The 24,432-nt window shown below is 63.2% G+C and carries 23 protein-coding genes and 1 tRNA gene; 17 read left to right on the top strand and 7 right to left on the bottom strand.

Translation table 11 applies throughout. The features are described from left to right. Positions 1-10: 10 nt before the first annotated feature. Together H5J25_RS09765 and yaaA are read right to left on the bottom strand one after the other, a co-directional pair. Entirely contained in the window at positions 11-709 is a 699-nt protein-coding gene (locus H5J25_RS09765; RefSeq protein ID WP_202090520.1) for an SDR family NAD(P)-dependent oxidoreductase, read from the bottom strand. After that, complete coding sequence (gene yaaA, locus H5J25_RS09760) at positions 706-1,461, bottom strand: peroxide stress protein YaaA (protein WP_202090518.1); 756 nt, start codon at positions 1,459-1,461, stop codon at positions 706-708. Before yaaA ends, H5J25_RS09765 begins: the two co-directional genes overlap by 4 nt. Positions 1,462-1,653: 192 nt before the next feature. Between yaaA and H5J25_RS09755 the strand changes: the two genes are divergently transcribed. Beyond that, a complete protein-coding gene (locus tag H5J25_RS09755; RefSeq protein ID WP_202090516.1) occupies positions 1,654-2,943 on the top strand; it encodes a tetratricopeptide repeat protein in 1,290 nt (429 codons plus the stop codon). Between the two features lie 78 nt (positions 2,944-3,021). Here the strand turns inward: H5J25_RS09755 and H5J25_RS09750 are convergent, their stop codons facing one another. Beyond that, the gene (locus H5J25_RS09750) at positions 3,022-3,489 is read right to left on the bottom strand and encodes an Lrp/AsnC family transcriptional regulator (protein WP_202090514.1); all 468 of its coding nucleotides are present in this window, start codon (positions 3,487-3,489) and stop codon (positions 3,022-3,024) included. A 185-nt stretch (positions 3,490-3,674) separates the two neighbouring features. Here H5J25_RS09750 and H5J25_RS09745 point away from each other — a divergent pair, with 185 nt between their 5' ends. The 3 genes from H5J25_RS09745 (at position 3,675) to H5J25_RS09735 (ending at position 6,635) form a co-directional block, all read left to right on the top strand. After that, positions 3,675-5,480, top strand: a complete 1,806-nt coding sequence (locus H5J25_RS09745) for a sensor histidine kinase (RefSeq protein ID WP_225883031.1) — start codon at positions 3,675-3,677, stop codon at positions 5,478-5,480. Between the two features lie 64 nt (positions 5,481-5,544). Continuing rightward, positions 5,545-6,507 (top strand): polysaccharide deacetylase family protein, encoded by a 963-nt coding sequence (locus H5J25_RS09740; protein WP_202090512.1) that lies wholly within the window; start codon positions 5,545-5,547, stop codon positions 6,505-6,507. Between the two features lie 51 nt (positions 6,508-6,558). After that, a tRNA-Ile gene (locus H5J25_RS09735) sits at positions 6,559-6,635 on the top strand. Here the strand turns inward: H5J25_RS09735 and H5J25_RS09730 are convergent. Next, positions 6,636-6,830, bottom strand: coding sequence for a hypothetical protein (locus H5J25_RS09730; RefSeq protein WP_202090510.1), 195 nt, complete (start codon positions 6,828-6,830; stop codon positions 6,636-6,638). It lies immediately after the preceding tRNA gene. Between the two features lie 140 nt (positions 6,831-6,970). On the opposite strand from H5J25_RS09730, the gene H5J25_RS09725 reads away from it, so the two are divergent. From H5J25_RS09725 to H5J25_RS09705, 5 genes are read left to right on the top strand one after another with little or no spacing between them, the layout of a single operon-like run. Next, a complete protein-coding gene (locus H5J25_RS09725) occupies positions 6,971-7,435 on the top strand; it encodes a DUF2141 domain-containing protein (protein WP_404829609.1) in 465 nt (154 codons plus the stop codon). 33 nt (positions 7,436-7,468) lie between these two features. Then, a complete protein-coding gene (locus tag H5J25_RS09720; RefSeq protein WP_202090507.1) occupies positions 7,469-8,146 on the top strand; it encodes a nucleoside/nucleotide kinase family protein in 678 nt (225 codons plus the stop codon). Positions 8,147-8,155: 9 nt separating this feature from the next. Continuing rightward, positions 8,156-8,839: a nucleoside/nucleotide kinase family protein gene (locus H5J25_RS09715; RefSeq protein WP_202090505.1), complete on the top strand. Its 684-nt coding sequence runs from the start codon at positions 8,156-8,158 to the stop codon at positions 8,837-8,839. Next, the gene (locus tag H5J25_RS09710; protein WP_202090503.1) at positions 8,836-10,170 is read left to right on the top strand and encodes a lipopolysaccharide biosynthesis protein; all 1,335 of its coding nucleotides are present in this window, start codon (positions 8,836-8,838) and stop codon (positions 10,168-10,170) included. Before H5J25_RS09715 ends, H5J25_RS09710 begins: the two co-directional genes overlap by 4 nt. Further along, positions 10,167-10,982, top strand: coding sequence for a hypothetical protein (locus H5J25_RS09705; protein ID WP_202090501.1), 816 nt, complete (start codon positions 10,167-10,169; stop codon positions 10,980-10,982). Before H5J25_RS09710 ends, H5J25_RS09705 begins: the two co-directional genes overlap by 4 nt. On the opposite strand, the gene H5J25_RS09700 is transcribed toward H5J25_RS09705, so the two are convergent. After that, positions 10,973-12,430, bottom strand: coding sequence for a glycosyltransferase family 39 protein (locus tag H5J25_RS09700; protein ID WP_202090499.1), 1,458 nt, complete (start codon positions 12,428-12,430; stop codon positions 10,973-10,975). The two genes, H5J25_RS09705 and H5J25_RS09700, sit on opposite strands and share 10 nt — an antisense overlap. Before the next feature lie 251 nt (positions 12,431-12,681). Here H5J25_RS09700 and H5J25_RS09695 point away from each other — a divergent pair, with 251 nt between their 5' ends. The 3 genes from H5J25_RS09695 to H5J25_RS09685 are packed head-to-tail and all read left to right on the top strand — an operon-like array spanning position 12,682 to position 15,325. Further along, positions 12,682-13,644, top strand: coding sequence for a diacylglycerol kinase family protein (locus H5J25_RS09695; RefSeq protein ID WP_202090497.1), 963 nt, complete (start codon positions 12,682-12,684; stop codon positions 13,642-13,644). Beyond that, a complete protein-coding gene (locus H5J25_RS09690; RefSeq protein ID WP_202090495.1) occupies positions 13,641-14,555 on the top strand; it encodes a hypothetical protein in 915 nt (304 codons plus the stop codon). Before H5J25_RS09695 ends, H5J25_RS09690 begins: the two co-directional genes overlap by 4 nt. After that, positions 14,552-15,325 (top strand): nucleotidyltransferase family protein, encoded by a 774-nt coding sequence (locus tag H5J25_RS09685; protein WP_225883030.1) that lies wholly within the window; start codon positions 14,552-14,554, stop codon positions 15,323-15,325. Before H5J25_RS09690 ends, H5J25_RS09685 begins: the two co-directional genes overlap by 4 nt. 9 nt (positions 15,326-15,334) lie before the next feature. Here the strand turns inward: H5J25_RS09685 and H5J25_RS09680 are convergent, their stop codons facing one another. Continuing rightward, complete coding sequence (locus H5J25_RS09680) at positions 15,335-16,348, bottom strand: inorganic phosphate transporter (RefSeq protein ID WP_202090493.1); 1,014 nt, start codon at positions 16,346-16,348, stop codon at positions 15,335-15,337. A 12-nt stretch (positions 16,349-16,360) separates the two neighbouring features. Next, a complete protein-coding gene (locus H5J25_RS09675; RefSeq protein WP_263973926.1) occupies positions 16,361-17,464 on the bottom strand; it encodes a DUF47 family protein in 1,104 nt (367 codons plus the stop codon). 274 nt (positions 17,465-17,738) lie between these two features. Between H5J25_RS09675 and H5J25_RS09670 the strand changes: the two genes are divergently transcribed. The 5 genes from H5J25_RS09670 (at position 17,739) to H5J25_RS09650 (ending at position 24,348) form a co-directional block, all read left to right on the top strand. After that, a complete protein-coding gene (locus H5J25_RS09670) occupies positions 17,739-19,445 on the top strand; it encodes a DUF6538 domain-containing protein (RefSeq protein ID WP_202090491.1) in 1,707 nt (568 codons plus the stop codon). Positions 19,446-20,148: 703 nt separating this feature from the next. Next, positions 20,149-21,741, top strand: a complete 1,593-nt coding sequence (locus H5J25_RS09665) for a terminase large subunit domain-containing protein (protein ID WP_202090489.1) — start codon at positions 20,149-20,151, stop codon at positions 21,739-21,741. 65 nt (positions 21,742-21,806) lie between these two features. Beyond that, positions 21,807-23,102 (top strand): hypothetical protein, encoded by a 1,296-nt coding sequence (locus H5J25_RS09660; protein ID WP_202090487.1) that lies wholly within the window; start codon positions 21,807-21,809, stop codon positions 23,100-23,102. Between the two features lie 13 nt (positions 23,103-23,115). Continuing rightward, complete coding sequence (locus H5J25_RS09655) at positions 23,116-23,427, top strand: hypothetical protein (protein WP_202090484.1); 312 nt, start codon at positions 23,116-23,118, stop codon at positions 23,425-23,427. Positions 23,428-23,448: 21 nt separating this feature from the next. Beyond that, the gene (locus H5J25_RS09650; RefSeq protein ID WP_202090482.1) at positions 23,449-24,348 is read left to right on the top strand and encodes a major capsid protein; all 900 of its coding nucleotides are present in this window, start codon (positions 23,449-23,451) and stop codon (positions 24,346-24,348) included. Positions 24,349-24,432: the final 84 nt, after the last annotated feature.

Below are 24,432 nucleotides of genomic sequence, written 5' to 3'. Positions count from 1 at the left end.
CGGTACCGCGTCAGGCGGGGATCTCGGCCCCGTCCCAGGCGAAGATCCTGCCGCTGTCGGTGACCTTCAGCCCGTCGATCACGTCCAGCAACTGCACCGCCGCGCGCCCCGTCTCGAACAGCCGGCCGGGCTGCACATTGCCCTGAAACGGTTTGGACAGCGTCGTGTCGACCGTGCCCGGATGCAGCGCGACGACGATGCTGCGGTCGTTGCGCCGCTTCTCCTCGATCGCCAGCGACCGGATCATCATGTTCAGCGCCGCCTTCGATGCGCGATATCCGTACCAGCCGCCCATCTTGTTGTCGGATATGCTGCCCACGCGCGCGGACAGTGCGGCGAAGGTGGATTTCACGCCTTTCTGCCCGAGCGGCAGGAAATGCTTCGCGATCAATGCGGGACCGATCGTGTTGATTGCATAATTCCGCGCCAGCCATTCGGCATCCAGTTCGCGCATCGACTTTTCCGGGCCGCGATCGCCGTCGTGCAACAGCCCGGTTGCGATGATGACGAGGCTGGGGGGCGGGCCCTTCGCGACGGTTTCAGCCGCTGCGGCGATCGTCGTTTCGTCTTCCAGATCGATGTGCTGCGATCTGGACCTCGACCGCGCAAAGCCGTGGACGACGTCGAACGCCTCTTCCTCGATCAACGCCGCTTCCAGCGCCGCGCCGATCCCGCCCGATGCGCCGATGATGACGGCCGAGCCGCTCACGAGCGCATGAACCGCCAGCGATTCTCGCTGCTTTCGGCGGGATCGAAGGCATATCCGTCGCTGTCGAAGCCCTTCATCCCCTCGACATCGTCGATATGATGTTCGCACAGGAACCGAGCCATCATCCCGCGCGCGCGCTTCGCGTTGAAGCTCACGAAGCGCGGGCCTTTCGGGCCGGGCTCGCGGAAGTCCACCTCGATCACCCGGACGCCAGCGGGCAGCTTACCGTCCACCGCATGCCAATATTCCTGGCTCGCGAGATTCAGCACAACGCCCGATCCCTCCTCTTCCAGATCGTCCGCCAGCAGATCGGCGATTCGGCCGTCCCAATACTCGTACAGGCTCTTGCGTCGCGGTGCCCAGCGCGTGCCCATTTCCAGCCGGTATGGCCGCATCGCGTCCAGCGGACGCAGCAGCCCGTATAGGCCGGAAAGCATCCGCACATGCCCCTGCGCGAACGTCACCGCCGCATCGTCCAGCGTCTTCGCCTCCAGTCCGGTATAGACGTCGCCTGCAAAGGCATACAGCGCCGGCCGCTGCTCCTGCTCCATGAACCCCGCGAAACGATCGGCATTCAGTTTCGCCAGCGGCTTCGAAATGCTCATCAGTTCGGACAGCCGCTTTTGGCTGAGGTTCGCCGCCGACCGGGCGAGTTTCTCCGCATCGTCCGCGAAGCGCGGCGCGCTCGGCTTCACCTCCGGAACAGGCGTTTCATAGTCGAGCGTCTTGGCGGGGGAGAGCGTGGCGATCATGCGCGGCGCGTTAGCGATCCGCACCCCTGCGGTCAAAGCGCCGTCGCGACGGAGCCGCGCGCGCATTCAATCGTTGTTCAGGCGCCTTTCGTCATCTGCGGCCTCGCGTCGCTTGACCCGGCCCCGCCGGTGGCTACAGCGAAATCGTTCGGAAACGGCGCGTCGGCGCCGCCCCAGCAGGAGAGTTGCTTCGTGAACACCCGGAAAACATTGCCCCGCGCCGCTTTTGCCGCCGCATTGATCGCCACGACCAGCAGCATCGCCGTCGTGATGCCCGCCGAGGCGAAGAAGAAGGAAGAGGCGCCGGCAGGACCCAAGGTCAGCCCCGAAATCCGCAATTCGGTCGTCGCGGCGCAGGCCGCGCTGACGGCCAAGGACTTCGCCACCGCGGAAACGAACATCGCCGCTGTAGAGGCCGCCGCAAAGACCGATGACGAGCGCTATTTCGGCCAGGTCCTTCGTCTCCAGCTCGAAGCGAACAAGCTCGGACCGACGAGCACGGATGCGCCGCTCACTCCGATGATCGATGCGCTGATCGCCAACCCGTCGACGCCCAAGACCGAGCTCGGCCGCTTCACCTATATGCGCGCCAATATCTCGTACAATGCCAAGCAATATCCGGCGGCGCTCGCCGGCTATCAGCGCGCCAAGGAACTCGGCTACACGACGCCGAACCTGCCGCTGCAGCTTGCCCGCGCGAAGATCCTGAACGGGGATCCGTCGGGCGGAGCCGCCGATCTGGAAGCGATGGTCGCCGCCGAAAAGGCTGCGGGCCGGAAGCCGGACGAGGATCTCTACAAGTACACGATCACCGCGCTGCAGAAGACGACCGATGTCGCCGCGACGCAGCGTTGGACGCGTGACTGGCTGTATGCCTATCCCACGCAGAAGAACTGGCACACCGCGATCTTCGTGTTCGGTTTCCAGGGCGCCAATCAGAAGCTGATCACCAAGCGCGAACGCGTCGATCTGTTCCGCCTCTTGCGTGCTACGGGATCGCTCGCGGGTGAGCAGGAATATCTGGAATATGCCGATCTTGCCGTCGAAATCGGCGTCGCGACGGAAAGCCAGTCGGTGATCAAGGACGGCAAGGCCAGCGGCAAGCTCGCCGCGACCAACGCCAACGTCGCTCGCATCTCGGCAGACGCCGCGTCTCAGCTCGCGAAGGAAGGCTCGGCCGCCGCTCAGGAAAAGACTGCTGCGGCATCGCCGAACGGTCTCTCCGCCGCGGGTACCGGCGACTTCTACCTCGGCAACAACAATTATCCCAAGGCGATCGAGATGTATAAGCTCGCGCTCGCCAAGGGTGGCGACAAGGTGAACGTCGATGAGGTGAACACCCATCTCGGCATCGCCTATCTCCAGTCGGGCGACAAGGCGTCGGCCAAGGCCGCGTTCGCATTGGTCAAGAACGGCCTGCGCGCCCAGATCGCGCAGTTGTGGACGACGTGGGCGGACGCCCCCGGCGCTCCGACCGCCTGATCCGAGGCCAGAGAAACGAGAAGGGGGGCGGCAGCGATGTCGCCCCCTTTTTTAATCCATCCGCACCGGCCCGCTTTTTTATTCCATTCGCACCGGAATGCCGGGCAGTGCCTTCGCCGTCCGGATCGTCAGCGACGTCTTGACGCTCGCGACGTTGGGCGCAGGCGTCAGGTGGGTCGTCAATATGTCCTGGAAACTCTTCAGGTCCGCCGCGACGATCTTCAGGATGAAGTCGATCTCGCCATTCAGCATATGACATTCCCTGATCTCAGGAATCGCGGCGACATGATTCTCGAACGCTGCAAGATCGTGTTCCGCCTGGCTGCGCAGACTGACCATCGCGAATACGGTGATCGGATAGCCGAGCGCGGCGGGATCCAGTTCCGCATGATACCCGCGGATGGCGCCCGCATCTTCCAGCGCCCGTACGCGGCGCAGGCACGGCGGCGCGGTCAGGCCGACACGTTCCGCCAGATCGACATTGGTCATTCGACCATCTTCCTGAAGAAACGTCAGAATCTGTCTGTCGATCTGATCAAACGCCATTACGCAATGCTCCCCGACGGCGCGATTTTACGATCGGCCTTTCGCGATGCGCTATAATATAATTACGGGTGAACGCAATTGTCCCACATTGCAACGTCCCAAAATCTCCGGGTTTGCGCACTTGGCGGGTCAGGTTAAGGAATCGTTACGAAGGCGATCGGTGCTTTCGAACCAAGGAAAGTGATTTGCGCTTCGACGACAGCCTCGAGACGGTCCTATCGGCAGAAATGTCGTCGCCGTTCGGCGCGCAATCGACATGGCGGCAATTGGTGGATCTGATCGGACGGCGTCGGACCCCGGCCACGCCCGACGCGATTGCCCGGCTGCAGTCGATCCGGTCCGACGTGCCGGCGCTGGTCCGCGCCGCAAGTGCGCGCGCGCTGGCCGAAGCCGATCCGCCCGCCGCGCTGGTCAGACTGTTCTGCGACGAGGATATCTCGATCGCCGCCCCCGTGCTTCGCGCCGCGCGCCTGGAGACGGAGGAATGGATCGCTCTCTTGCCGGGCATGTCGTCGGCCGCTCGTTCCGTCCTGCGCCACCGGCGCGATCTTCCGGCGGACGTCGTCCGGGCGCTGGAAGTATTCGGCCCTCAGGATTTCCGCCTGCCGGCGATGATCGAGACCGGGGCCGAAACGCCGCTGATCCTGACCGACTCCCTGCCCGCGGTCGAGGCCGTGCCGGTCACGCCCCCTGAGACCGAGGCTGCTTCGGACACGGCCTTCGTCTCCGTCGGCGCGATTGCGCGTAACCTGCCGGTCTTTGCCGAGGCGCTTCGCCAAGCTGACACCGTCGAACCCGAGCAGCCGGCGCAACCCGTCGAGGAAACCGGCGACGGACCGTTCCAGATCGCGGACCTCGTTGCCCGGATCGACGCCTATAAGCGCAACCGCGACGATCATGCGCCGCATGCCGCGAACGAGGATCGGTCGGATCCGAACGACGCACTTTCGTCGCAATCGCTCGCCTTCCGGTTCGAGACCGACCCACAGGGTATCGTGCGCTGGATCGAAGGCGCGACCCGCGCCGCGTTAATCGGCACGTCGCTGGATTTCGCGACGCATCCCGGCGACTCGCGGGTCGATGGAGTGGCGGCAGGCGCTTTCCGCCGCCGGACGGGGTTTTCCGATGCCCGCCTGCTCGTCGAGGGGCGATCGGACGCCGCGGGCGAATGGCGTATCTCCGGCGTCCCCGTGTTCGAACCGGCGAGCGGGCGCTTCACCGGCTATCGTGGCACGGCACGCCGCCCGCGCATGGACGAAAGTGCGACACCGTCCCGCGCCGATCGGAAGCCGGCCGCTGAATCGCTTCGGCATCTGGTTCACGAACTGCGCACCCCGACCAACGCGATCGCGGGCTTTGCCGAGATGATCGAGACTCAATTGCTCGGCCCGGTCCCGCAGGGGTATCGCGATCAGGCCGCGACGATCCGCCGCCAGACCGCCGATCTGCTGACCGCGATCGAGGATATCGACATGGCGGCGCGGCTCGAATCGGATGCACTCGATCTTCGCGCCGATAGCGTCCCCGTTGGCGATCTCCTGCGACAGGTTGCATCGGATCTCGCGCCGCTCGCCACGCTCCGGGGCACCAGGCTGACGATCGATTGCGAACCGCACGATCTCGCCATCGCCGGGGACGAGCGCGCGGTCGAACGTCTCGTCGGCCGGGTCATGGCGACATTGGTCGCGTCGGGCGGTTCGGGCGAGACGATCGGGATCGCGGCACGCCTGATCGCGGATACGCACGCGATCCTGACCTTCGATCGGCCCAAGACGCTCGCTGCGTTCGGGAACGAGGCGTTGATGTCAATCGATGCCGAAGTCGTCGCCGAGGTCGAGGGCGCACCGCTTCTGGGCACCGGATTTGCCCTGCGCCTCGCTCGCAACCTCGCGATCGAACTGGGCGGAACGCTCTCGATCGACGCGCAGCGCTTGACTTTGCGTCTGCCCGCCGCCGTTATCACGCATGTGGAGCAGGCATCCTCTAGCTGACCGTGGACAGGTCGAGACCTCTCCGGGAGCAGGCGTACCGCGTTCCCCGCCATGTGCGCACGATATGGTGGATTGGCCGGAAGCGTTCGGCACGCGCTTCACCGTGATGGTCGACACGGAAGAGGAATTCGACTGGCGCGCGCCGCTGTCCAGCGCGAACCGTTCCGTCACGGCGATCGCCGCGCTGCCCGAGGCACATCGACGGTTCGCCGATAGCGGCATGCCGCTGACCTATCTGATCGATCACCCCGTCGCGACCGATCCCGCTGCGCTGGAGATTTTGCGCCACTTGATCGAGGACGGGCGATCCGCGGTCGGGACGCAACTTCATCCCTGGGTGAATCCCCCGCACGAAGAGGAGGTCGCACCGCACAACACCTTCGTCGGCAATCTGCCTGCGACGTTGGAAGCAGCCAAGCTCGATATCCTCACGGAGGCGATCGCCACCGGGGTCGGCGTGCGCCCCCGCATCTACCGCGCTGGGCGATACGGCATCGGCCCTGCGACGCTCCGATTGTTATCCGATCGTGGCTACCTGATCGATAGCTCGATGCGTTCGGCTTATGATTACAGCGCCGAAGCCGGGCCGGACTTTACCGCCATACCGAACCACGCGTTCTGGTGCGGCCCCGGCAACGCGATGATCGAACTGCCGTTGACGACGGTCTTCACGGGCGCCGTACGGTCGGGCGGCACGTCCTTGTATCGAACGCTCGGGCACATTCCACGCGGACGCGGCCTGTTCGCGCGAACACATCTGATGTCGCGTGTCGCGCTGACGCCGGAGGATATGCCCGTCGCCGATGCGCTGGAAGCGATCGCGGTCGCGCTGGGGCAGGGCGTTCGTCTGCTAAACTTCGCCTTCCATTCGCCATCGCTCGTTCCCGGACACACGCCGTACGTCCGGGACCAGGCCGACCTGAGACGCTTTCATCTATGGTGGGATATCGTCCTGACCGACCTGGCACGGCGGAATGTGCGTCCGGCATCGCTGGACGACCTGATACACGCCTCTTCAAAGGCCTGATCGACAGGCCTTGCGCCGAAGCGGGGCCTTCCGCTAACGCCCTTTTTGCGTGGGCCTGTAGCTCAACTGGTTAGAGCTGGCCGCTCATAACGGCTAGGTTGCGGGTTCAAGTCCTGCCGGGCCCACCATCACCCCTCGATAAAGTCGAGGTACCCCACAACGTCGTTGCTCGTTTGCAGGAACAGCCCGTCCTGCGTCTGCTCGTCCTGTTGGGCAGCCAGCGAGAGCGCTTCCGACAGCGTTCCGTACATCAGCGTCGCGGCGGTGCCGTCCTCGCCCAGATGATACAGGCGGACCGCGGCGTCCAGGGATGTGGTTCGCATCTGGCTTCTCGATTTTGGCTGGAACGGACACGCGACAGCATCGGTTCACGTGCGGAATGCTATAGCCGACGCCAATCGCCGGGTCACCCGGCCGACAGGAATACCATGATCGCAACACTCGCCTCGATGATCCTAGCTGCATCCGCGCCGCCGGGGCCGCACCGCGCGCGCAGGACGGGCAATGCCATGCCGGCGTCGCGAACGAGATCGCCGTCCGCATCACCGGGTTCCGCAGTCGTGCCGGGCAGGTGCGCGTGCGGTTGTTCGGTGGTTCGCCCTCGACCTATTTCGACAAACGGCAGGCGCTCGTGCGGATCGAGCGACCTGTGCCCAACACCGGCACGGTGACGATCTGCATCGTCGCGCCCAAGCCGGGCATCTATGCGGTGGACGTTCGCCACGACGAAAACGGCAATGGCAAGACCGATCGGTCGGATGGCGGCGGCGCGTCCGGCAACCCCCGGATCAGCTTGATGGACATGCTTTTTTCCCGCAAGCCGAAGCCTGGGGCCGTGCAGTTCACGGTGCGGACAGGGCAGACCGTCGTTCCGGTCACCGTAATGTATCTCAGCGGCGGTTCCTTCAGGCCCGCCGCGGCTGATTGACGGCGCGTTCGGGCGCGGGCAGGGGCAAAGCCGATGCTTGCTCCCCTCATCGCGATCGTCGGTTGTGACGGGTCCGGAAAATCGACGCTCGCCGCCGATCTTGCCGACGTGCTCGGTCGGGATCGTCCGCTGGAGCGGGCGTATCTGGGTCTCGGGTCCGGGGCGATCGGATTGCGGATCAAGCGTTTCCCCTTTATCGGTCCCGTGATCGAGGCAGCACTCGCCAGGCGCGGCACGAAGGCGCGGACCGAGGGGGAGAAAATCCCCGGCCTGCCCACCGCGCTCGTCATCTACGGCTTTTCGCTTTTGCGGCGTCGGCGCTTCCGTCGCGTCCTGGCGCTGCGCGAACGCGGCGTGACCGTGGTCACCGACCGGTATCCGCAGGTCGAGGTCCCCGGTTTCTACGATGGTCCCGGCCTGTCCGCCGCACGATCGGGCAGCCGCGCGGTCGGCTGGCTGGCGGCGCGCGAACGGCGGATGTACGACTGGATGGTGAGCCACCGTCCGACCCTCGTCCTGCGCCTCGCGATCGATGCGGAAACGGCGCATGCTCGCAAGCCCGATCACGATCTCGCCTTGCTCCGCCAGAAAGTCGCGGTGACGCCGTCGCTGCTGTTTTCGGGCGCGCCGATCGTCGAACTGGACGCCCGCGCGCCGTATGCGGAGGTGCGTCGCCGCGCATTGGCCAGCATCCTCCCGGTTCTCGGCTGAGGCGCGTCGATGGCTGAAGAAAGCCTTGCGCCGCTGATCGCGATCGTGGGCTCCGACGGGTCGGGCAAATCGACCGTCGGTGCCGAACTGCTCGCCTGGCTGCAGGAACGGCGCCCCACGGCGCTCCACCATCTCGGCAAGCAGACCGGCAATATCGGCCGCGCCATCGCCCGCTGGCCGATCGTGGGACAGCGGCTCGACAAGACGATAGCGCGCAAATCCGGCACCGCGCGCGATCCAAAGGGCCCGGGTCTGGCCACCGCGCTGCTGATCTACCTCTTCTCGATGCGCCGCGTCCGCCGTTTCAAGCACATGCTGGCGGACCGCCGCCGCGGTATCACGATTATTGCCGACCGCTTCCCTCAGACCGCAATTCCCGGTCCGATGGACGGGCTGGGGCTGGCCAGGGCGGGGGCGGGGGGCATCGTCGGCTTCCTCGCGCGGCGCGAACGCAAGCATTACGAGTGGATGGAAGCCTATCGGCCAACGCTCGTCATCCGCCTGAACGTCGATCTCGCCACCGCACTCGCCCGCAAACCCGACCATCGCCCCTCCTCGCTGAAGACGAAAGTCGAGGACGTTCCCCGGCTGACGTTCAACGGCGCGCCGATCGTGGATCTCGACTCCACCCGGCCGCTGGACGAGGTCATCGCAAGCGCAAAGGCGGCGATCGGGCGAGCATTGTCGCTGTGAAGGACTGGTTCGCCGACGGGGTCTTCCGCACCGTCTTGCGCAATGCCGGCCTTCTGGGATCAGGCAAGCTGGTCGGCGCCGCACTCGGACTGATAGCCTTGGCCTGCGCCGGGCGTGGATTGACGCCCGCCCTGTTCGGCGTGCTGATGATCATCCACACCTATGCGACCGGCGCCGGCGGGATCGTCAAGTTCCAGACGTGGCAATATATCGTCCGCCACGCGACCCCCGCGCTGCATCACGGCGACCGGGACCGGGCACGCGACGTGATCCGCTTCGCCTTCGGGCTGGACCTTGCCAGCGGCATCACCGGAATGGTCCTGGCCATGGCGCTGCTACCGTTCCTCGCGGGCTATTTCGGCATCGGCGCGGAATATCTTCCCTGGGCCATCGCCTATTGCCTGCTCGTCCCGACCATGACCGAGGCAACGGCCAGCGGTTCGCTCCGCGTGCTCGACCGGTTCGACCTGATCGCCGCGCAGCAGGTCGTCACGCCGTTCCTGCGTGGCGGCGGTGCAGCGATCGCCTATTTAGCCGATCTGGGGCTGGGCGGCTTCATCCTCGCCTGGTTCCTCGCCGATCTGGCGGGAGACCTCGTTTTGTGGGGGTTCGCGGTGCGCGAGTTGCGGCGCCGCGACATGCTGGATGCACTGAAACCCGGAATGTTCGGCGTCGCTCGACGCCTGCCCGAAGCATGGAGCTTCGTCTGGACGACCAACGCGGCGCACTCCGTCTATGCGGCGTGGGGGCCGCTCAGCAATCTGGTGGTCGCGACGATCCTCGGCCCGGTCGCGGCCGGTCTGTACAAGATCGCCAGCACGCTGCTCGATTCCGCTACCAAACCCGCCGATCTGCTTCGTCGCGGCTATTATCCGGAAATCATGCGGCTCGATCCCGCGACGACGCGGCCGTGGCTGCTCGGCGTCCGGGCGGGTCTGCTCGCGGGCGGCGTCGGGCTGATGGTCGTGCTGGTCGTGATCTTCGGCGGGAAACCCGTCATCTCCTTTGCTTTCGGTCAGAAATATCTCGCAGCCTATGATCTGCTCCGGCTGATGGTCTTCTCGCTCGCGATCCAGATGGCGACGTTCCCGCTCGAATCGCTCCTGTACATGGCCGGTCGCCAGCGCGCCGCCTTGATCGCTCAGGTCGCCGCGGTCCTCGTCTATTTCGCGCTTCTGGCGACGCTGACGCATCTCTACGGCCTGAACGGCGCCGGAATCGCCTTCCTGTTGGGGACGATCGCGGTATCGATCTGCATGCTGGTCCCGACCGTGATCGCCTATCGTCAGCGATCGACAATCGTCTGGCGCCCCGAGACACCGAAACCGTGAAACAGTTCCCCACGGATCGGTTGGACGCGTTGTTCCAGGCTATTCTCGTCAACGACGTCGTCGATGCGCGGGTCGACCTGCCTTCCGCCATCCGGACCGACTATCCCGCCGCTCACCTCGCTGATGGTTTCGCCATCTCGGCCCAATTGTGGCGCGAAGGGTTCGATCGCACCGAGTTGCTGGCCTTTATCGACCGCCTGCGCCGCGGGGCCGACATGGATCAGACGGACCAGTTGTGGTTCAAGCACGTCCGGGCCAAATTCAAGCATCTGCGCTTCGCCTTCGTCCTCTACGGCGCGGATCACAGCTGCCCGCGACTGTTCAAGTCGATCACCACCAGCATGGGCCTGCTTCAGGACGCATTCCGGAACGGACGACAGGACGCGATCGGGCGTCAGTCGTTCCTGCTGAAACTGATGCTGTCCCGCCCGATGCTCGCCTGGCTTAACCGTGAGGTCGATCGGATCAGGCTCGACACTGGCGCCGGGTTCCGGGACTTCACGACACGTCAGGTCGCCACGTTGCGCGAAACGCTGTCGCAGCCGACGCTCAACGGCCATCGTTTCCACGCCGCGCGGAAGATCGTCAGTCGTCAGGTGTCGTTTCACGACGATATGCGCACGATCCATCCCGCGCCCGAACATCTGATCATGTCCCGCTATCTCAGCGCCATCAACGGTCTGATGGGCAGATATCACGACGAACTGGTCCTGCGCCACGCGCTGGGCGAGCTGGACTATGCCCATGAACAGTTCGCGCTGCCCGCCGACATCAGGCATCGTTTGGAAAGGGTCGCCACGCTCTATCCTTGAGGTTTCGGCACCAGTAACTCGTTGCTGTTCGCAATGAAGACCGTGCGGTAATGCGCGCGGATCGTCGGGATGAGCAAATTCTCCTGCCAACCCGGATTTTCGCTGCGCATCTGGATCAAGGCAAAGTGGCTGCGCGCCAGCGTGGGCACCAGCGCTGCCGCTTCCTTTTGCAGCAGGCGCTGCTTGACCGAGAAGAAGTCGATGGCGCTCTGTCGTCCCGCCCAATAGCAGATCGCCTGATCGTCGCACGCCACCGGCCCGCGCGCTTTGGCGATCGCCGCGATGAACGGCCGCGCGTCTCGAACGGCTTCCTCCCGTCCGGTCAGATCGGCGACCGTCTTCGCAGCGGCGACGGGGACCAGACACAAAGCGGGGAGGGCGGCCAGACCGAGCCAGTGATACGGCACCCGCGACCGGAGAGCGCAACCGACCGGCACCGCGATCGACAATGCCACGATGGCCTCGAAAAAGGCGTTGACGTCCACGCCTGAGCCCGATCGCTGCACGATCCCCAGCGGCACCGATATCGCCAGCAGCAATATTGGCAACGCCAACCGTCCATCGCGCTTCCAAGCGGAGGCGATAGGCCGGATAGCCAGCACGACCGGCAGCATGAGGAGCAGCAGCGGACCGCCTTTCGCCGCCATTCGCGCGACCGAATAGCTCCGTGCCGGCGACAGCACGTCGGTGAAGATCGTCACGCCCCAGATCGCGAACACCGTAGCGATCGCGGCACCACCAATCACCAGACCCGTCACGATCCAGATCTGTAGCGCACGTCGGTCGTGGAACCAGAGCCAGACGGTGATAGCCGCGGGAAATGCGACCAGATTGTGTTTGACCAGCACCCCCGCCACGACCATCGCCGCTGCGGCAATAGTCGCCCCGACGGAGATGCGCTCGCCCCCATTCCGCGGCATCAGCATCACCACGGCCCAACTCATCGCAGCCTGTCCCAGCCACTGCGGATCGTTGATCGCGACGTAATTCCGCAGCAGCGTGACCGAATAGGCGGCGAAGATCATCGCGCCCAACATCGCCCAATTCCGATCGGAAAGGCGTCGGACGATCAAGAACACCGCCATGCCGTTGGCGATCTGCGCAAGTAACGCGACAATACGTCCCGCGATGATCATGTCGCCCGACAACCATCCGATCGCGCCGACGACGAAGAAAGACAGCGGCGGATAGTTGTTAGCGATCAACGCATTCGGATCGGGATAGAGCGGCCCCGCGCCCAATGCTCTTACTGCTTGCCCGGCGTTCCAGCCCTCGTTGACGTTCAACGCCGCTTGCGCGGGTATCCACCACAGATGCCCAAGCGACAGGAATGCGATCAGGACGGCAGCAAGCGCGACGAGCCACGGCCACAAGCGGGCCACAGGCAAGGGCGGACGTCGATCGTTCGAAGCTTCCATGTCACCGCCATAGCCCGAAAATTTGCCCATGAAATGCCTTGTAGCGGCCTTCCATGGTCATCGAATTGACTTATATCTTTCATCAATAAGCATAAATCGGGATCGGCTCCCGGCAACGTTGAGTTTCGGGAGCGTTACGCAACCAAAATGAGACGGAGCCGTTACGGTTCTGTGACATATTGAAAGATGCGTAATTGAAATTCGATCCACGTCCGTTCGGCGCATCCCGCCCAGCGGTCCGTCCGGTTTCTCCGGTCTCGGGAGATACGCTAAAGCGTGAGGTGGGTCGCCCCTGGCCCGCGCCGCTGCGTATCGCCACGCCTGCAGATGCGGAGACCCGCATCGGAATCATCCACAATGCGCGCGCGCGTCACAACTCACTGCGTGCGATGCCGACCGCGCTCGAAGGCTGCGAGCATGCCACGCCTAAGTCGTTCGACGAGCTGGACGCCGCGCTGGCTGCTTTCGCGGCGGCGGGCGTCAATGCGCTGATCATCGACGGCGGTGACGGAACGGTTCGCGATGTCATGTCGATTGCAACGCGTCACTATTCCGGCGTCTTCCCTCGCATCGCCATCGTGCCGTCGGGAAAGACGAACGCACTGGCCCTCGATCTCGGTATCCCGAAGCATTGGACGGCAAAGGATGCTGTCGAAGCGATCCGCTTCGGAGGGATCAAGGAACGCGCGCCGATCGAGGTCTGGCGCCCGAACGCCGCCCAGCCGGAAATGCGCGGCTTCATCTTCGGCGCCGGTGCCTTCGTCCGTGCGACCGCTCTGGCGCAGACGACACATCGTTTCGGTGCATTCAACGGTTTGGCCGTCGCGCTTTCGATCGCGGGCGCAGTCGCCCAGACGCTGTTTGGCGGACGCGACAATAGCTGGAAGCGCGGCGAGCCGATGCAACTCGCAATGGCCGGCGCTGCACCCATCGACGCCGCGCAATATATGCTGCTCGGGTCGACGCTCGTGCACATGCCACTGAAGGTGCGCCCCTTCGGGCAGCCACGCTCGGGCTTCAAGATGCTGCGGATCGAAGGCTCGCCGCGATGCATCCTGTCGGCATTGCCTGCTCTCCTGGGCGGCGGACAGCCGAAATGGCTGGGTCAGGCCGGCTATCATCGCTCCGACGCCGAACGGATCGACCTGTCCCTGAACGGTGATTTCATTCTCGACGGCGAAACGTTCGAGGGCGGTGATCTGACGCTTCGGCAGGGCGTTCCGATGCGGTTCGTCGTCCCGTGAGCGAACGTCTCGCGCGGTTCATCGACCGCGAACTCGCCGCACCAGTCGGACCGGAGATCCGCGCCGTCGCCGATGCCGTGAACGCCCGGCTTGGCGGCATCGCTGTGCTCTTTTACGGCTCGTCGCTGCGAACCGGCGATCTGGAAGGTGTGCTCGACTTCTACGTGCTGACGGAGAATGCCAAGGGAACGCTTCTCCGTCGCGCCGGTATGCGCTGGCTTTGGCCCGACGTGAGTTTCCACGAAGTCGAAGTTGGCGGAAAGATCCTGCGCGCAAAAGTCGCGACGATGCCGCTCGCTACGTTCGAACAGGCCACGCGCGGATCGTTTGTTGACACGACCATCTGGACTCGCTTCGTTCAACCATCCGCTTTGCTGTCGGCAAGCGACCCGCTGGTCGAACGTCGGGTCAAGCGCGCGATCGCTGATGCCGCGATCACGGCGGCAAGCTTTGCGGCCGTCCTCGGTCCCGAACGGGGACGCCCGGCCAACTATTGGCTCGCCTTGTTCCGGGAAACCTATCGCGCCGAGATGCGGGTCGAACCCCCCGGTCGCGAGAAGCAGATCCTCGTCTACGATCCGGCGAGATATGATGCGCTGTTGGGTATTGCCTGGGAAGCGGGTGGAATCGCATTTTCCGCTGATGCCGATTCGGTCGCGCCGTTCATCGCCTTCGCGCCCTATGAAGCGCTGACCGCCGCGTGGATCTCGCGCGTCCGGCTGGGCAAGGCGCTCAACATCGCTCGGCTGATCAAGGCGACCTTCACGTTCGAAGGCGCGGCGCGGTACGGTCTGTGGAAGGTCCAGCGTCATACCGGCGTCGACGTCGCGCTTACCCCGTGGCGCGAGCGGCATCCGGTGCTGGCCGCGCCCGGCGTGCTGTGGCGAGTGCTTCGTACGCAATCGTCTTGATCGAGCGTCCCGATCCGGCGGCCGGCTTCAACGCCCTGATCCTCGCGGGATCGCGTGGCGGCGTTGATCCCGTCGCCGAATATGCCGGCGTCACCGACAAGGCGATGATCGAAATCGAGGGTCAAACGATGCTCGCCCGCGTCGCCGACGCCCTTCGTACCGCCGGAGCGTCCCGCATCGTCGTCGTCGTCTCGTCGCCAACCGTGCGCACGCATGCCGAGGCGCTGGATCTGGAAGTCATCGATGCCGCGGCGGGGCCGAGCGCCAGCGCGGGAGCGGGCTTCGATCTTCTCGGCGCACCGTTGCTCGTCACCACGGCGGACCACGCCTTGCTTCAACCGGACTGGGTCACCCGCTTCGTCGCCGACGTTCCAGCCGGAGCGGATGTCGCCGTCCTGCTCGCCCGCCGGGACGTGATCGAACGCGACGTGCCTGATACCCGGCGCACCTATCTGAAGTTCGCCGATGGCGCCTGGTCCGGCTGCAATCTCTTCTATCTCGCCACGCCGCGCGCGCAGGCGGCGATCACCTTGTGGCAATCAGTCGAGGCGGACCGCAAACGCCCGTGGCGCATCGTACGAAAGCTTGGGCCATCGTTGCTGCTGCGCTACCTGCTGGGCAAGCTGACACTTGCCGCAGGTCTCGCGCAGATCGGCAAGCTCGCTGGGATAGAGGCGGCAATGGTCGCCAGCCCGTTCGGTCTGGCCGCGGTCGATGTCGACAAACCGTCCGATCTCGATCTCGTCAGGCGCCTGACCAGCCGACGCTGAGGCCGCGCCTCAGAAGAACGTCGTCAGCCCGTAGAACAACGCGCCGACCGCCGCCGATGCCGGGATCGTGATCACCCAAGCCGTCACGACGCTTCGCGCCACGCCCCAGCGCACCGCCGACGCGCGCCGTGCCGTGCCCGCACCGATGATCGCCCCCGTGATCGTATGCGTCGTCGATACCGGTATCCCCAGCGCGGATGCCGTGAACAGAATGATCGATCCGCTCAGCGACGCGCTGAACCCCTGATGCTGCGACAGGCGCGTGATCCGCGACCCCATCGTCTCGATGATCTTCCACCCGCCCGTCATCGTCCCCAGCGCGATCGCGATATAGCAGCTGATCGCCACCCAGTGCGGAACCTCGAAATCACCCGTCAGATAGCCGGTCGAATAGAGCAAGACCGTGATCAGCCCCATCGTCTTCTGCGCATCGTTCAACCCGTGACTCAGCGAATAGGCGGCCGACGAGATCAAGTGCAGGACGCGAAAGCTTTTCTCGGCGGTGCGCGCGGTGCTGCGATGGAACAGCCAGCTCGTGATCAGCATGATCAGCATCGCCAGGAACATGCCCAATGTCGGCGACAGCACGATCGCGATCAGCGTCTTGTTCAGCCCGGCCCATTTGATCCCGGTCAGCCCGGCATGCGCGACGCCGGATCCGATCAGGCCACCGACCAGCGCATGGCTGGACGATGACGGAATACCCTTTAGCCAGGTCACCACGTTCCAGAACATCGCCCCGACCAGCGCGCCGAAGATCACCGACGGCGTGACCAGATCCTTGTCGATCAGCCCCTTGCCGATCGTATCTGCTACTGCGTGCAAGGCCGGGAAGGTGAGGGTGAGGAAATAGGCGGCGAAGTTGAACACCGCAGCGAACACTACCGCCTGGACCGGACTCAGCAGTCGCGTAGCGACCACCGTCGCGATCGAATTCGCCGCGTCGTGCAGGCCGTTCAGGTAATCGAACGCCAGCGCCAGGGCGATCAGCGCGACGAGCAGCGGGAAAGCGAGTTGATGCATGTCGGATGTCGATCAGGAATGATCGATGACGATGCCGTCGATCTGGTTCGCGACATCCTCGAACGCATCGACGATCCGCTCCAGATGCTTGTAGATTTCGCGGTCGACGACGAATTTCAGCGTGTCGGTACCGCCATATTCCTTGAACGTCTTCTTCAGCCCCGCCGCGTGGATTTCGTCCGCATGCCCCTCCATCCGTACGAGCCGCTCGGTCAGTTCGTGCAGCCGCGCGCCGTTCGCTCCGACGTCGCGAAGCAAGGGCATCGCTTCGGACAGCACGCGGGCTGCGTCCACCACAATCCCGGCCATGTCCTTCATTTCCGGCTGGAACGTCTGCACCTCGTACAGGTTGATCGCGTTCACGGCGGCCTGCATCTCGTCGATCGCATCGTCCATCGATCCGATCAGATCGCTGATCGCCCCGCGATCGAACGGCGTCAGGAACGTCTTGCGGACGGTCTGCAGCACTTCGCGCGTTATCTCGTCCGCATCATTCTCGCGCTCCGTCACCTCGCGGATATGCTCCGCCGCCGCCGGGCCACCTTCCAGCAGGCGGGCGAGCGCATCCGCCGCCTTCGCGACCGTCGCGGCATGCGCTTCGAACATGCCGAAGAAGTTACCGGTGCGTGGCAAAAGTCGCTGAAACCAGGCGAACATCGATCCTACCTTTGATTGGGTTACTGCGGCGCTGAGGCCGGTACGCCGCGTTGCGGCGGTGAATTCGGAGGCGCCGAACGAGCGGATAAGCTCGCTCAGGTCCGGCTCCTCGACCGCACCCGCGGCTTCGGCCAGCGTGAACCAGCGCCGTTCGCGCTGATGCTGTTCTTTCCAGTTGGGAAATTCACGCGTCACCGCCAACGGGAACACGTCGACGTCGATCATCAGCGACGCGCCGCTGCCACGCTTCTTGCGGTACCGATAGGATCCGAGCGGGGTAGGGCAAACCGGCCCCGAAACGCCCGCTTCCTCCTCCGCCTCCTGCAACGCCGCGGCATGCGGTCCGATGCCGTTCATCGGATTGCCTTTGGGGATCACCCACCGCTTCGTCTCGCGCGACGTGACCAGAAGGATGCGGACGCTGGATTCGGCAGCGACCCCTTCGGTCCGATACGGCAAGGCGGCAATCTGGCGAATGAGCTAACCCCCTGGCAGAGCGACGCACCTTTAGCGCTCCCTTAGCGCCCCCTCAACGCCGATGCACGTCTGAAGACAGATCGGCGCGGAACACAAGCATCGAATGCAACGAAGAAAGGGATGGTCGGGGAGACAGGATGAAAATGCAATAGGGGGATTTCCCCTCGTGCGCCCTCAAACGATCGATTCCCCTTTGCACGAAAACGAAAGTTGCTACAGCACTTGCTACAGCAGTTGCCAAAACAACGGGGTCCCTATGAGCCTTTCAAACTACCTTGTCCAACGTGGAAAACGAGGAATTTGGCAGCTTCGCGTTCCTGTCCCGCGTCCCCTTCAAACCAGCTACGGCAAGCGCGAGCGCGTAAAGTCGATGGGAACCAGCGATAGAGCGTTAGCATCTCGTCTGGCACAACCGGTTCTTGCGGCGTGGCGAGCGGAGTGGGCGTCCTCCGGCCAACCGCAGACGGCAGGCGAGATCGCTTTGCAGCAACACCGGGCTATCTTGGACCAGATAGAGAGCCATCGGCGAAACAGCGGTGACGACGATGCGCAGGACGCGGCGATACGAGGCTGGCAGGGTGAAATGCGTAAGGTCGTTAGGAAACGCTTCGATGGCGACATGGAGAGCTGGTCTAAAATGGCTAACAGGATCATCGCGAACCAAGGCTTCGACATCCGGGCTGGAACGCCGGAATACGATGAACTGGTTGAAGCATTAGCCGACGCGACGGTTGACGCGTTGTCCGTATTCACTCGGCGCCATGAGGGGGAACCAGCCGCCGAACCGCAGAGCAAAACGTTACGCCTCGCCCTACAGCGAAAAGAGACAATAGCGCCACCAGGCGAGACGTTGCTGGAGCTATTTGACCGCTACGCAGAGCAGCGCGCCGCCGAAGGTGCAAAGCGTCCTGACGTTCTGAAACAGGACCGGAAGGTCATGGAGCAATTCGCTGATTTCGTGGGAAAAACACGACGGTTGGAGACAATCGCGCCGGAGGATGTAAGGGCGTTCAGAGACGCTCTGCGGAAGCTTCCCACGCGATGGAGAGAGCGGAAAGAGCTTGCCGGCCTTGGGATGCGTGAAGCCGCCGCGAAGGCCGAAACGCTAAGCCTTCCCCGCGTTACACTCACCACGGTGAACAAATATCTTTCCACTATCTCGCCGCTATTTACCTGGCTGATCAAAGAGCAATACAACATCACAAATCCGGTCGCTAACTTGCTGCACCAGCGGGTTAAAGGGAAGAACCCCCGCCCACCTTTCACAACCGAACAGCTGAACAAGATCCTCGCATCGCCGCTGTTCCGGGGCTTCGAAGCGGACGGGAAGGAACACAAGCCAGGGGGCGTCAAGTCGGACGACTGGCGGCGTTGGCTTCCCCTCCTAGCGATGTTTACCGGCGCCCGCGTCGGTGAGCTGGCACAGCTGCACGTTGGCGACATCGAGCAACATGAAACGGGTGTGTGGTTCGCCACGATCCGGCACGACGACGCGACGGGTCAAACGACCAAATCCGGCCACAGCCGCCCCGCTATCATTCACTCCCGCTTGATCGCCATCGGCTTCCTCGATTTCGTAGACCGCCAGAGGTCGCGTTCCGCGACGGACGGCAACCCGCAGCTCTTTCCGGAGCTGGAGGCAAACAAGCGAGACCAGATCGGTGCAAAGCCCTCCGAATTCTGGCGCGATTACCTCACCGCGATCGGTATCAAGTCCGGTCGCGACGGCTTCGGCGTGCATAGCTTCCGACATACGATGGCAGATCGCTTACGCGAGGAAGCCGGCCTCTTGGATGATCAGATCGAGGTGGCGTTGGGCCACAACCAAAAGACGGTCACCGGAGGATATGGACGCATCCGGCAGGGCACCGTGCCGCTGCTAGGAAGCATGATGGAAGGCGTGACCTTCAAAGGGGTGGATTTTACAGGGATTATCACCGGAGCGGTTTCAAAATCCTGTTGAAATCAGCTACTTACCGGAGATAATTTAGGATATAGGTCAGTATTCCTTACCTGGAACAAAAAATGGTCTCGCCATCATATTACGAAACGAAGTGAGTAATATACTGATTCTAAGATTCTTAGAGATCTCCAAAAGGATTCTTTAACGCGCGTGCGAGCGCGTGCGTGCGCCTAGCGCGCAACACGCGAACCCCTTCCGGTGATTGCGAGCATCGCGAGCATGCTCACGCGCACTCCGTGCGATCCCCGGAGGTCTCGAACACCGTCGTCTCTGAATAGGTCAGTAGTTCTTACCTGGAACAAAAAAGAACCTCGTTCCCATATTACGAAACGTAGTGAGTAATATGCTGATTCGAAGGTTCTTAGAGATCTTTAAAAGGATTCTTTAACGCGTGCGAGCGCGCGTGCGTGCGCCTACCGCGCGTCACGAACCCCTCCGGTAAGCGCGAGCATCGCGAGCCTGTTGCTTTCTAGCCTTACGTCCGGTATTATGTGCATCACCAGGCCATCCCGCTAACGGGGCAACCGCCCGCCATCCCGGCGATGAAAAAGGGACTCGACCCGACGAGTATAGTTGGGAGGTATGCGGCTCACTAAGAGGCTGCGCCCCTCCACGTCTCGGTGTTCCCCTGTCTTCGTCCCTCACTTCGTCCATCGCCTCTTGGCGTCACGGCTCCGCTGGTTTTTTCCAGTTCCTAGAGGATGTGGAGCCGCGCGTTAGGTCGTCCACCGGCGGGTTCATTCCCTACCGGGCCGGGCCTCGCGAGGCAGCAGAGATTGCCAAAGCGCTCGACGGACAGGATATCTCGGTCGCGGTGTTCTGCTGGCCGCGTCGGCACGGCAAATCGGTTACATCCGCCATGATTATCGTTTGGCGGTTCCTTACCCGCCGAACGGAGATGACAGCGGTTGTCGCGAACAGCGAAAAGCAGGTGGTTGATACCGCCTTCCGTTCTATCCGCGAGGCATTCGAACAAACGCCATTCCTCAAGAATTTGACTAAGAGCGGCACTGTCAACGTCCTGGCCGATCGTATCGAGCTGCCTTCGACGGGTTCGACCATCCAGGCGTTCAGCGCTAACCCTGCGGCACTTTGGGGCAAGAAACTGTCCTGCGCCCAGGTGTCAGAGCTTCACGCCGCCCCTCGCGGGGATGAAGTGTTTGCGGCGCTCGCTGGATCGCTTCTCGACACCGCCGGATCGCTGATGCTGATCGACAGCACCGTGTCTGCCAAGTCGTCCAAGCTCTACGAGCTTTACCAAGCGGCGACACACCAGACCGATCCGGACCACTCGATCTCATTCTCGCATATCGAGTATTCAAACCTGGACGATGCGTGTCGCAATGCGCCGCCCTGGATCAACGAAACGAAGCTTCGCAGCCTGGCGCGCCAGATGCTGCCGCATGAGTTCGCGCTGTATCACCTCAACCGCTGGGGCGACGCGGCAAGCACCCTGTTCCCTGCGGACATGCTCGCGGCCTGCACGCACGAATACCCTCTCGATCTCCCATCGCTCGCAGCAGGAAGCGCCTACGTCGTCGGGGCCGGCCTAGATCGTGCGTTCGGCGGGAGCCGGCATGGCGACCGCACGGTGACGGCCTGCGTCGTCAAGATCGTGGTGGACGATGACGAGCACCTTTATGTGCTCGATGCCAACAGCGTGTTCATGAGCCGGTTATCCGTCATTAAGGCCCGCTTCGAAGGGTATCACTGCAACCAGGACATGACCCGCGCTACCCTTGAAAGCTATGGGGCGCAGGATGTCGCTGACTGGTGCGCGTCACAACCCTACGGCTCCGGCGTCGAGACAATCCACCCGTCGCGCAAAAGCAAATACGGCGCGTTTATGGGCCTCTATCAGGCCGCCGCCGAACAGCGATTGCACATCCATCCGGTGTTCAAAGAGCTTCTAGCCGAGCTTGCCGTGTTCGAGGTTCACGCGGACGGCAAGGCAACGGATGGCGAGGCCGCTGTTCCAAAGTTCACCCATCCCAGGGGGGCGCACGACGACTACGTGCATGCGGTAGCTTGGGCGGCGCATTCCCTGCGGCACGTATCGCTGAACCCGTATGAGATCGAAGGCATCCACTGCAATGGTCGCGGACCAGATGTCGCCATGTGTGCGCTTAACGGCGGTGCGCACGTTCCATTGTGCGCTAGGTCGTGCCGGTCGATGCGCGAGGCTTCACGGCTGTTCGACGACTACGTCGATCGCCGTCCAGTGGACGCGCTCGCCTTCCCGGCGTTCCTTGCGAACAAGCTGAAAAATATCGGCGCTCATTCAATACCGCGATGAAATAACGTGTGACTCAAATGTCACATAGTGTTATTATAGGCACAGCAATCGATAGCGAGTTTGAAGTGTCTCTGTTCACCCCTGACGTTCTGCAACTGGTTCAAGGGTCGCGTCTCCGTAAGGATGAAGCGGCACGACGGCTGCGCTATTACTGGGACGAACAATCGCAGGAGACGTTGCAGCTCATCGCACGGAAATGGTCGCGCCCCGAAGATTTCCGTATCTTCTCTATCAACATGGTGCGGAAGATTGTCGATAAGCGTGCTTCGACATACCGCTTGAAACCGCGCCGTAACTTCGTCGGAATGGACCAAGCTACCGGCGATGCAATCTATCGCTCGCTCAATGCTGACGGTTTGCTGAAGAAGGCGAGCCGATATACCAAGCTCCTGAAGACGACCGTTCTGCAAGTCGGTTGGAATGAGGCTACAGGGAAACCAACGCTGAACGTGCTGACACCGAACGTCCTCGACGTTCAGCACACCGGCGATCCGGAAATGCTCACCCGGCTTATCGTCACACACGACGCAGGGAAGGCCGAAGACCGTTGGTATTCTGATTGGACCGCGACGACGTTCAACCGCCGCAACTATCGCGGTGCGCGCATCCGGACGGATGGCAATCAAGGCGGACAAAACCCCTACGGTATCATCCCGTTCGTGCCGCTGTTCGACCGCCTTCCCGACGACCAGTTCTTCCTGCCTGGCGGCGACGACCTGATCGAGGCGCAAACCGCCTTGAATGTCGCACTCGTCAATCTTTGGAGATCGGTTGAGACACAGGCACACGGCCAGCCTTGGGCGACCGGCATCAGCGCCAACGAGGTGCTACAGCTAGGCCCTAACCGCGTTATAACGCTGCCGAATGGCGGCGAGTTCGGCTTCGCCAGCCCGAATGCGCCGATCTCGGACATTCTCGCGGCGATAGAATTTCTGATGCGTCAGACCGCCGCCACGCATGATTGCGGCGCGGATGTTTTCGACCTGTCCACGTTGGCGGAAAGCGGTAGCGCGAAGCACGCGGAACGGATCGAGCTGAAAGAGGCGCGGCTGGACGATTTGGAGCTGTGGCGGCTCGCAGAGCAGCGCTTGTTCGAAGTCGTGAAGGTCGTCGTCAACACGCACGCGCCCGGCACTATCCCGCCTGGGGCAAGCCTGTCTGTCGATTTTGCCGAGCTGCAAGACCAGCTCACCGAAGCCGAAGCGCTGGATAACACGCGCACCAAGATTGAGCTTGGCCTGTGGTCTCCTGTGGACGCGCTCTTGGCGCTCAACCCGGATGGCTTCGCGGATCGAAACGCAGCGCATGCCGAGCTGTCACGCCGGCGCGATGAAAGCGCCGCCCTGGCGCTCCCCCTCTAGATCGAGATTGAACATGGAACCCGAAAACAACGCCGCCGAACTGGAAGCCGTCAAGGCACGGCTGGCGACAACCGAAGCAACCTTGAGCGAGACGGCGAAGGTGATCCTAGCAGATGTGCCGGATCATCTGAAAGGGTTGATCCCGGCCAGCCTGGCGCCTGCCGACCAGATTGCCTGGTTCAAAACCGCCAAAGCAACCGGCGTGTTCAGCAAGCCGATAGTGCCGGCAACGGACGCCGGCACCAAACCTACCATTACGCCGACGACTCCCGATGCATCGGCGCTCCCGACCTTCGCCCGCATGGCGTCGGGCTACCGCAAATAACAACCAAGAGAGGATACCTACGTGCTTACGATTTCCGAATGGGCCAAACTGAACCCCGACCCATTGACCTCCGGTGTTGTCGAAATTTTCGCGACCGAAAACCCGGTTCTGGCTGCGCTGCCTTTCATCAATATCGCCGGCAACGCCTTCACCTACAATCGCGAGGAATCGCTGCCTGGCGTCGCCTTCCGTGGCTTCAACGAGGCGTATCAGGAATCGACCGGCGTCATACTGCCACAGACCGAAACCCTGACGATCTTGGGTGGCGATAGCGACTTCGACGTTGCGCAGATCGCGATGCAGACCGGCGACAACGACACCCGCGCTATCCATGACGGGCTGAAGGCGAAGGCCGCCGCGTTGACCTGGCTGCGCACGTTCTTCGACGGTGACAGCAATGCGCGTCCGAAGGAATTCGACGGCTTGAACCGCCGCCTTACCGGTAGCCAGGTGCTAACCGCCGGCACGAACGGCGCCAGCCTCGAATTCAAGATGCTCGATGAACTGATCGACGCAGTTCGCGGTTCGCCCTCGATGCTGCTGATGAACAAGCCGCTGCGGCGCCAGGTGCGCCAGATGGCGCGGAGCCTTGGCGCGCTCACGATCACGACGGACCAGCTGGGCCGCGAACTGGAAGGCTATGCCGGCGTTCCGTTCGGATTGGTCGAGGAAGACGAAACCGGTGCGGAAATCCTCGGTTTCGATGAGACGCAGGGCACGTCCAACGTGACCAGCTCGATCTATGCGGTTCGCTTCGGCGCCGACTCCTTCCACGGCATTCAGACGAAGCCGATCGAGGCGCGCGACTTGGGCGAAGTGGACGACAAGCCGGCGTTGCGCACGCGCACCGAGTGGTATTCCGGCGTGGTGTTCAAGCACCCTCGCGCAGCCGCCCGCCTCAAAGGCATCAAAGCGGCCTAGTTTCCCCCCGCAGGCATAGGCTCGATCCCGTTGATAGGTGCGCTGGCTAGGGGCCTGCGGCGCGCACCTTAAGGGATACAGCAC

The sequence above is a fragment of the Sphingomonas aliaeris genome, assembly GCF_016743815.1.
Classification (GTDB): Bacteria; Pseudomonadota; Alphaproteobacteria; order Sphingomonadales; family Sphingomonadaceae; genus Sphingomonas; species Sphingomonas aliaeris.
This window is presented reverse-complemented; position numbering and strand designations above follow the sequence as displayed.